Origin of the sequence: Kitasatospora sp. NPDC004615 (genome assembly GCF_042873545.1) — a bacterium.
Lineage (GTDB): Bacteria > Actinomycetota > Actinomycetes > Streptomycetales > Streptomycetaceae > Kitasatospora.
In genome coordinates this window covers 228,756-235,637 of sequence record NZ_JBIALQ010000011.1, presented here as the reverse complement: position 1 = coordinate 235,637, position 6,882 = coordinate 228,756, and the positions used below count along the sequence as shown (strand labels likewise).

The 6,882-nt window shown below is 73.6% G+C and carries 6 protein-coding genes and 1 rRNA gene; 1 reads left to right on the top strand and 6 read right to left on the bottom strand.

Annotated elements, in window-relative coordinates:
* A 5S ribosomal RNA gene (gene rrf / locus ACFYS8_RS31780) occupies positions 1 to 87 on the top strand; the annotation flags it as partial.
* Between the two features lie 102 nt (positions 88 to 189).
* Here rrf and ACFYS8_RS31775 read toward each other — a convergent pair.
* The 6 genes from ACFYS8_RS31775 to ACFYS8_RS31750 form a co-directional block, all read right to left on the bottom strand.
* Entirely contained in the window at positions 190 to 1,440 is a 1,251-nt protein-coding gene (locus ACFYS8_RS31775; RefSeq protein ID WP_387647666.1) for a hypothetical protein, read from the bottom strand.
* A gap of 30 nt (positions 1,441 to 1,470) precedes the next feature.
* Positions 1,471 to 2,784, bottom strand: coding sequence for a DUF58 domain-containing protein (locus ACFYS8_RS31770; protein ID WP_387647643.1), 1,314 nt, complete (start codon positions 2,782 to 2,784; stop codon positions 1,471 to 1,473).
* A 75-nt stretch (positions 2,785 to 2,859) separates the two neighbouring features.
* Positions 2,860 to 3,864, bottom strand: a complete 1,005-nt coding sequence (locus ACFYS8_RS31765) for an AAA family ATPase (protein WP_387647641.1) — start codon at positions 3,862 to 3,864, stop codon at positions 2,860 to 2,862.
* On the bottom strand, positions 3,843 to 5,081 hold the full coding sequence (locus ACFYS8_RS31760) for a DUF4350 domain-containing protein (protein WP_387647639.1): 1,239 nt from the start codon (positions 5,079 to 5,081) through the stop codon (positions 3,843 to 3,845). Before ACFYS8_RS31760 ends, ACFYS8_RS31765 begins: the two co-directional genes overlap by 22 nt.
* Complete coding sequence (locus tag ACFYS8_RS31755; protein ID WP_387647636.1) at positions 5,078 to 5,749, bottom strand: DUF4129 domain-containing protein; 672 nt, start codon at positions 5,747 to 5,749, stop codon at positions 5,078 to 5,080. The genes ACFYS8_RS31760 and ACFYS8_RS31755 overlap by 4 nt, the downstream gene beginning before the upstream one ends.
* Positions 5,750 to 5,754: 5 nt before the next feature.
* Positions 5,755 to 6,858 carry a glycerophosphoryl diester phosphodiesterase membrane domain-containing protein gene (locus ACFYS8_RS31750; protein ID WP_387647633.1) on the bottom strand — a complete coding sequence of 368 codons (1,104 nt, stop codon included), beginning with the start codon at positions 6,856 to 6,858 and terminating at the stop codon, positions 5,755 to 5,757.
* Positions 6,859 to 6,882: the final 24 nt, after the last annotated feature.

Here is a 6,882-nt window from a genome sequence, read left to right as displayed (position 1 = left end):
GGTTACATTCCGAACCCGGAAGCTAAGCCTCACAGCGCCGATGGTACTGCAGGGGGGACCCTGTGGGAGAGTAGGACGCCGCCGAACAATTCTTCTGGAAAGGGCTCCAGCCTTATGGCTGGGGCCCTTTCTGCATTTCTGGAGCCGGTGCCGAACGCCAGCGGGCCCGGGGCCCGCCGGCCGGCGGGCTCAGAGCTTCTTGGCTTCTCCGTCGTCGTTTCCGCGGCGGCGGAGCACTCGTCCGGCGATTCCGTTGGACAGTTTGCCCGTCACCGACTTGGCACGGTCGAAGGTCTCCGCCCCGAGGCGCTTGGCGGCGTCGACACCCTCGGCGCCGCTTTCGAGCATCCGGTCCTTCGCGTCGGTGGCCGCGTCCACCCAGCGCCTGGCGTCCAAGGACTGGCGGTCGCGTTCGATCCCGAGCCGGCCGCGGAAGTCGACGACGGTGGTGGCGACCTGGTTGCCCGAGTTCACCACGGCGGGGGAAGTCGTGGGGTGCAGCAGGACCTTGGTGTTGGCGGTGCCGACGGCCGCGTCGATGCGGGCCATGAGCCGTTCGGTGCACCGGGCGATGAGTTCCACGCGGTTCTGCCGGGCGGTTCGGATCGCGAGGCGGTGCAGGTCCAGTTCGTCCGGCGAGGTGTCGAGCACGCGGTCGAGTTCCAGTACGGCTATTGCGTCGTGCAACTGGAAGCAGCGCGCCAGCACAGCGAGCCACTCCCGGACGGTGGTCTCGGCGTCCCTGGACACCTTGGCGAGGTCGCCGATCTTGGTCTTCTGTTCCAACTTCTCGGCGAGTGCGTCGAGTTGACGGAGGGCGTAGGCCTGGGTGCGGGCGATCGTGACCGAGGTGAGTGACACCTTCGACCAGGTGACCTCGGAGACCCGGCCGACCTGGTCCCGAACGGTCAGGCCCTCCTCGATGACGAAGCCGGCTCCGATCATGTCCGCCAGCACCGCGTCCTTCTGGGCGCGGAGCACGTCGTCGACCTTCTCGTCGATTGCGGTGAGGTAGTCGGTGATTTCGTCCATGGTCTGCTGCGTGGCGAGTTGCGCCATGAGTCCTGCGGCACCTGCCAGCATCGCGGGGTTGGACAGCATCGAGCCGGGCGTCCGCACCAGTTCGAGGATTCCCTTGATCCTGCCGTTCTCGGTCAGCACGGCCCGGCTGGTGTTCGCGGTCGAGCCCTTCATCAGCCCGTGCTTGCTGAGCGCCTGGGCGGATTCCTTGGTCAGTTTCACCCAGCGGCCCGAGTTGGCGGCGATCTCCGAGCCTGTCTGTGCGGCACCGGCGGTGGCGCTGAAGGCCGAGCCGAGCCGGGACAGTCCGAGGTCGCGGGACGGCAGGCCTTCGGAGACCAGGAACCGTTCGACGGCGGTCGGGTCGCCGATGACCGCCAGGCCGTCGCCGTCGCTGATCAGCTGCAGGTTGGTGTCGATCGTCGGCTCCGAATATGTGGCCGGGGCGGGTCAGAGGCGGCCGGCGGCCTTGAGGCTGAGGTAGGTGTCGGCGAGGGCGGGGGCGATGGACTCGGGTGGGGAGTCGAGGACGGTGATGCCGCGGCGGGTGAGGAGGTCTGCGGTGCGGCGGCGGTCGGCGCGGGTCTGTTCGGCGGCGGCGGCGCCGTAGACGTCGCGGACGGTGACCCGGGGGGTGTTGACCAGCTCGTCGAGGCGGGGGTCGGCGACGGAGGCGATGACGACCTCGTGGCGCTTGGTGAGGAGGGGGAGCTGGGGGAGCAGGCCGTCCTCGATCTGGTGGGCGTCGAGGCCGGTGAGCAGGACGATCAGCGAGCGGTGGGGGGCCATCCGGAGCGCGGTGGAGACCATGGCGCGCAGGTCGGTCTCGATCAGGGCGGGTTCGAGGAGGGCCATCGCGTCGGTGAAGGCGGGGAGGATCTCGGAGGGGGAACGCCCGGCGACGGCGGTGCGGCGGTGGCGGTCGTGGGCGAGCAGGTCGACCCGGTCGCCGGCCTTGGTGGCGAGGGCGGTGAGCAGCAGCGCGGCGTCGAGGGCGGAGTCCAGGCGGGGGGCGTCGCCGACGCGGCCCGCGGAGGTGCGGCCGGTGTCGAGGACGATGAGGACGTGCCGGTCGCGTTCGGGGCGCCAGGTGCGGACGGCGACGACGCTGCGGCGGGCGCTGGCCCGCCAGTCGATGGAGCGGACGTCGTCACCGGGGAGGTACTCGCGCAGGGAGTCGAACTCGGTGCCCTGACCGCGGGTCAGGACCGAGGTGCGGCCGTCGAGTTCGCGCAGGCGGGCGAGGCGGGACGGGAGGTGCTTGCGGCTGGCGAACGGCGGAAGGGCGCGGACCCGCCAGGGCGCGTCGAGGGTGGCCTGGCGGCCGGCCAGGCCGAGCGGGCCGAGCGAGCGAATGGTCACTCGGCCGCTGTGGTGGTCGCCGCGCCGGGTGGGGGCGAGCCGGGTGGTGAGGCGGCGGCGTTCCCCGGCGGGGATGGTGACGGAGTGCCGGGAGGCGGTGAGGGAGGTGCCGGGGGCCCAGGCGGAGGGGTACCAGGCGTCGCGGATCCGGGCGCGCAGCGGGCGGCGGGACGGGTTGGCGACGAGCAGGTCGACGTCCACGGCTTCGCCGAGGCGGACGCTGGGGTCGCCGGAGCGTTCCAGGGTGAGGCGGCGGACGGGGGCGGCGAGCACCAGGTCGGCGACGATCGCGGCGAGCAGCGGCAGCATGACCACGCCGATGCCGGTCCAGGAGGGGAGCACGAGGCCGACCAGGAGGACGCCGAGGGCGGCGATCAGGGCCGTGCGGCCGGTCAGGGCCATGGGGTGCGGGGCTCGCTTTCTGGAGCAGTGGACGCGGAGGGGGAGAGGCGGGTGGCGCTCTCCCCCGGGCAGCGGCTAGCGCGGTGCGGGCGTCTGGGAGAGGACGGCCTGGATGACGCTGTCGGCGGTGGTGCCTTCCATCTCTGCCTCGGGGCGGAGCTGGATGCGGTGCCGGAGGGTGGGCAGGGCGAGGGCCTTGACGTCGTCGGGGGTGACGTAGTCGCGGCCGGCCAGCCAGGCCCAGGCGCGGGAGGTGTTGAGCAGGGCGGTGGCGCCGCGGGGGGAGACGCCCATGGCGAGCGAGGGCGACTGCCGGGTGGCGCGGACCAGGTCGACGATGTACGCGAGGATCTCGGGGGAGACCGTCAGGGCGCCGATCTCGGCGCGGGCGGCGGCCAGGTCGGCGGCGTCGGCGACGGGGCGGACGCCGGCGGAGGCGAGGTCGCGCGGGTCGAAGCCGGTGGCGTGCTTGGTGAGGACCTGGAACTCCTGCTCGCGGGTCGGCAGCGGGAGGATCAGCTTGAGCAGGAAGCGGTCGAGCTGGGCCTCGGGCAGCGGGTAGGTGCCCTCGTACTCGACGGGGTTCTGGGTGGCGGCGACCAGGAAGGGATCGGGGAGCTTGCGGGGCTCGCCGTCGACGGTGACCTGCTTCTCCTCCATCGCCTCCAGCAGCGCGGCCTGGGTCTTCGGCGGCGTGCGGTTGATCTCGTCGGCGAGCAGCAGGTTGGTGAAGACCGGGCCGGGCTGGAAGGAGAACTCGGCGGTGCGGGTGTCGTAGACCAGGGAGCCGGTGACGTCGCCGGGCATCAGGTCGGGGGTGAACTGGATGCGCTTGGTCTCGACGTCGAGGGCGGTGGCGAGGGTGCGGACCAGCAGGGTCTTGGCGACGCCGGGGACGCCTTCGAGCAGGACGTGGCCGCCGCAGAGCAGGGCGACGACCAGGCCGGTGACGGCGGCGTCCTGGCCGACCACGGCCTTGGCGATCTCGTCACGCAGGCCGGTGAGGGCGGTGCGGGCGTCGCGGGTCTGGCCGGGGTCGGTCTTGTAGAGCTGGTCGGTCACGGCTGTCGTACCTGCCATTCCATGTCGTCGAGGTCGTCGGCGAGCCGCAGCAGGGCGGCGTCGTCGGAGGGGGCCGGGCCGTACAGCAGTTGCTGGAGGTCGGCGGCGGGGCGTCCGAGCCGGGCGGCGGCGGCCTCGGTGAGGGTGGCCTGGTCGGGGTCCCCGGAGGTGTGCGGGAGGCCGAGGGCGGCGGCGGTCCGGCGGCGGGCGGCGCGGCGCAGGGTTTCGGCGGCGTGGCCGCGGGCGTTCGCGCGGTGGTAGAGCCGGGCGCGGCCCTCGGTGGTCTCGGAGGCGCGGACCACGGCGGGCAGCCGTTCGCTGAGCACCGGTCCGAGCCGGCGGGCGCGCCAGACGACGGCGAGCAGGGCGGCGAGGAGGAGCTGCAGGGAGCCCCAGTACCAGCCGTCCGGGATGAGGTCGCCGAGGGTCTTGTTGTGGCGGGCGGCCGCGTTGGCCGTGCTGTGGTCGACGGTCTGCCAGACCAGCTGGCGGTGGGCGCCGAACAGGCCGAGGGCGAGTGCGGCGTTGCCTTCGCGGTCGAGGCGTTCGTTGGTGAACGGCCGGGCGCTGCCGACGACGATCACCTGCTGGGTGCCGGTGGTGCGGCTGATCAGGGAGTTGCGGCCGTTGCCGTGCGGGTAGCAGCCGACGTCGTGGGCGCCGGGTTCGTAGCTCTCGCCGCCGATCTGGACGGCGCCGGCGTTGGCGGCCTCGGGCAGCGCGCAGGCGGGTTCGATGGCGGTGGTGCTGTCGGTGGCGGAGTAGTAGGTGGCGATGCCGGGGACGAAGGCCTTCAGGGCGGGCTGGTCGGGGTAGATCAGCACCAGTCGGCTGTTGGCGCCGCGGTGGACGGCGGCGAGCCGGGTGAGTTGCTGGGCGGTCAGTTCGTCGGGGTGGCCGAGGACGACGGTGGTGTCGTCGGCGCGCAGGGCGGCGCCGAGTTCGCTCTCGGTGGCGGCGGTGCGGCTGGAGACGCCGCGCTGCTGGAGCAGCTGGTCGGCGGCGCGGATGCCGCCGGGGGCGCCGGAGCGGGGGTCGAGCGGCCAGTCGGAGCCGTTGTTGGGGATGCCGGCGACCATGGCGCCGACCAGCAGCACGGCGAGGGTGGCGAGCAGCCACCAGCGCCAGCGCCGCCACAGGGTGCGCAGGGTGGTGCGGGGCGTGTCGGCCGGCGCGGCGGCGGTGGGCTGCTCGGCGGGGTCGGCGGTGGCGGGCGGGGGTGCGGTGGTGGTCATGCGGTTCCTCCGCCGGCCGCCACGGGCGTGGGGCGGGTGCGTTCGAGGGCGCGGTCGAGGTCGGCGAGGAGCCGGTAGGACGCTTCGTCGGCGGTTCGTTCGCCGAACGCGATGTCGTCGAACAGCCGTGCGGCGGAGGCGAGTTCGCGGGCCCGTTCGGGCAGGGCGCGACCGGCTTCGGCGGCTGCCTCGTCGGCGGTGCGGCCGGGGCGCGGGTCGAGGACGGTGCGTTCCTCCAGGCCGCGGACCAGGGCGCGCATCTGTTCGCGGACGGCGTCGGCCCAGGCGCCGCGTTCGGCGTGGGCGGCGGCGTCGGCGCGGTGCTGGGCGGCGCTGCGCGGGCCGTCGGCGGCGAACAGCGTGCCGGCGGAACGGGCGTCGCGGCGGGGCGCGCCGTAGCGTCGCCAGGCCACCACGGCGATGACCACGGCGAGGACGATCACCACCACCAGGGCGGCGCCGTCGCCGCCGCCGAGCGGAACGCCGGTGGCGGTCAGGTGGTCGAGCTGGCGCTGGACCCACGCCACGAAGCGGTCGACCAGTCCGGGTTCGTGCTGGTGGTAGATGGCTTTGCGGAGTTCCTCGTGCGCGGCGTCGCGGGCGGCGTCGCGCGGCACAGTGACCGGAACGCTGTCCGCGAGCAGCGCCCCTCCCCCCCGGAGTCCCATGGCGATCAGGCTCCCGGCGGGGGGTACTGGCCCGGGACGGGCGCGGTGGTGGGGGTCGGGTAGTGGCCGGGCAGGCCGGCGGCGCGGGCGAGTTCGATGTCGAGCGCCTCGCGGCGGATCCGCTGGTCGACGTAGAGCAGGCCGAGCAGGCAGCCGGTGAGCGGAATCGTGAGTGTCTTGGCGAGGACGCCGAAGACCGTCGTGACGCCGATGCTGAGCGCGGCCTCCGTGTCGGTGGCGTAGAGCTCGCCGGGGCCGCCGCCGATGGCCAGGGAGATCAGCTGGCCGGGAACGAGGAGTACCGCGCCGAGCAGGCCGACGGCGATCTGGAACACCACCAGGGCGCCGAAGATCCGCCACCAGGAGCCGCGGACCAGGTGCCAGGAGCGCTTGAGGGCGCCGACGACGCCCTGCTTCTCCAGGACCAGCGCGGGGGCGGCGAAGGTGAGCTTGACCGCGATCCACAGCATGGGCAGCAGGGCGGGCGGGACGAGCACCAGCAGGGCGGGCTCGGCGATGAAGCCGGTCAGCAGCAGCACCGGGACGAGCGGCACGGCGAGCGCGCCGAGCATGATCAGCGTGTGCAGCAGGGCCAGGCCGGTCAGCCGGCCGAGGTGCGGCCGGGCCTGCGCCCAGGCTTCCTTGGGCGGGGTGTCACGGCCGAGCAGGCTGTTCCCGATGACGGGGGTGAGCAGTCCGGTGGCGATCACGCCGGCGAGCATTTCCAGCGGCAGCGTGTAGTAGGTGGAGAACGTGGCCTCCAGGCTGGTGCCGGAGACGTGGATCCACCAGGAGACCCCGGCCTGGACGAGTTCGAGGACGCAGGCGAGGAGCAGGCTGAGTCCGAAGGCGGTCTTCCAGTACCTGCGGACGAGGGCGAACGCGCCGTCCATCAGTTCGCCGAAGCCGAGCGGACGCAGCGGGATGATGCCGGGCGTCGGGCCGGGCGGCACGGCCGGTCCGGGCGTCGGGCCGGGATGCGGGCCGGGCGGGGGCGGTGCGGCTGCGGCGGTGGCCTGCGGGGCCGGGGGAACCGAGTGGCCGGTTTCGGACGGGCCGGGCGCGGGCTCGGGAGAACCGGGTGAGGTCCAACCCGGGGTCTCGGACAATCGACGCTCCTCGTCGGGGCACCC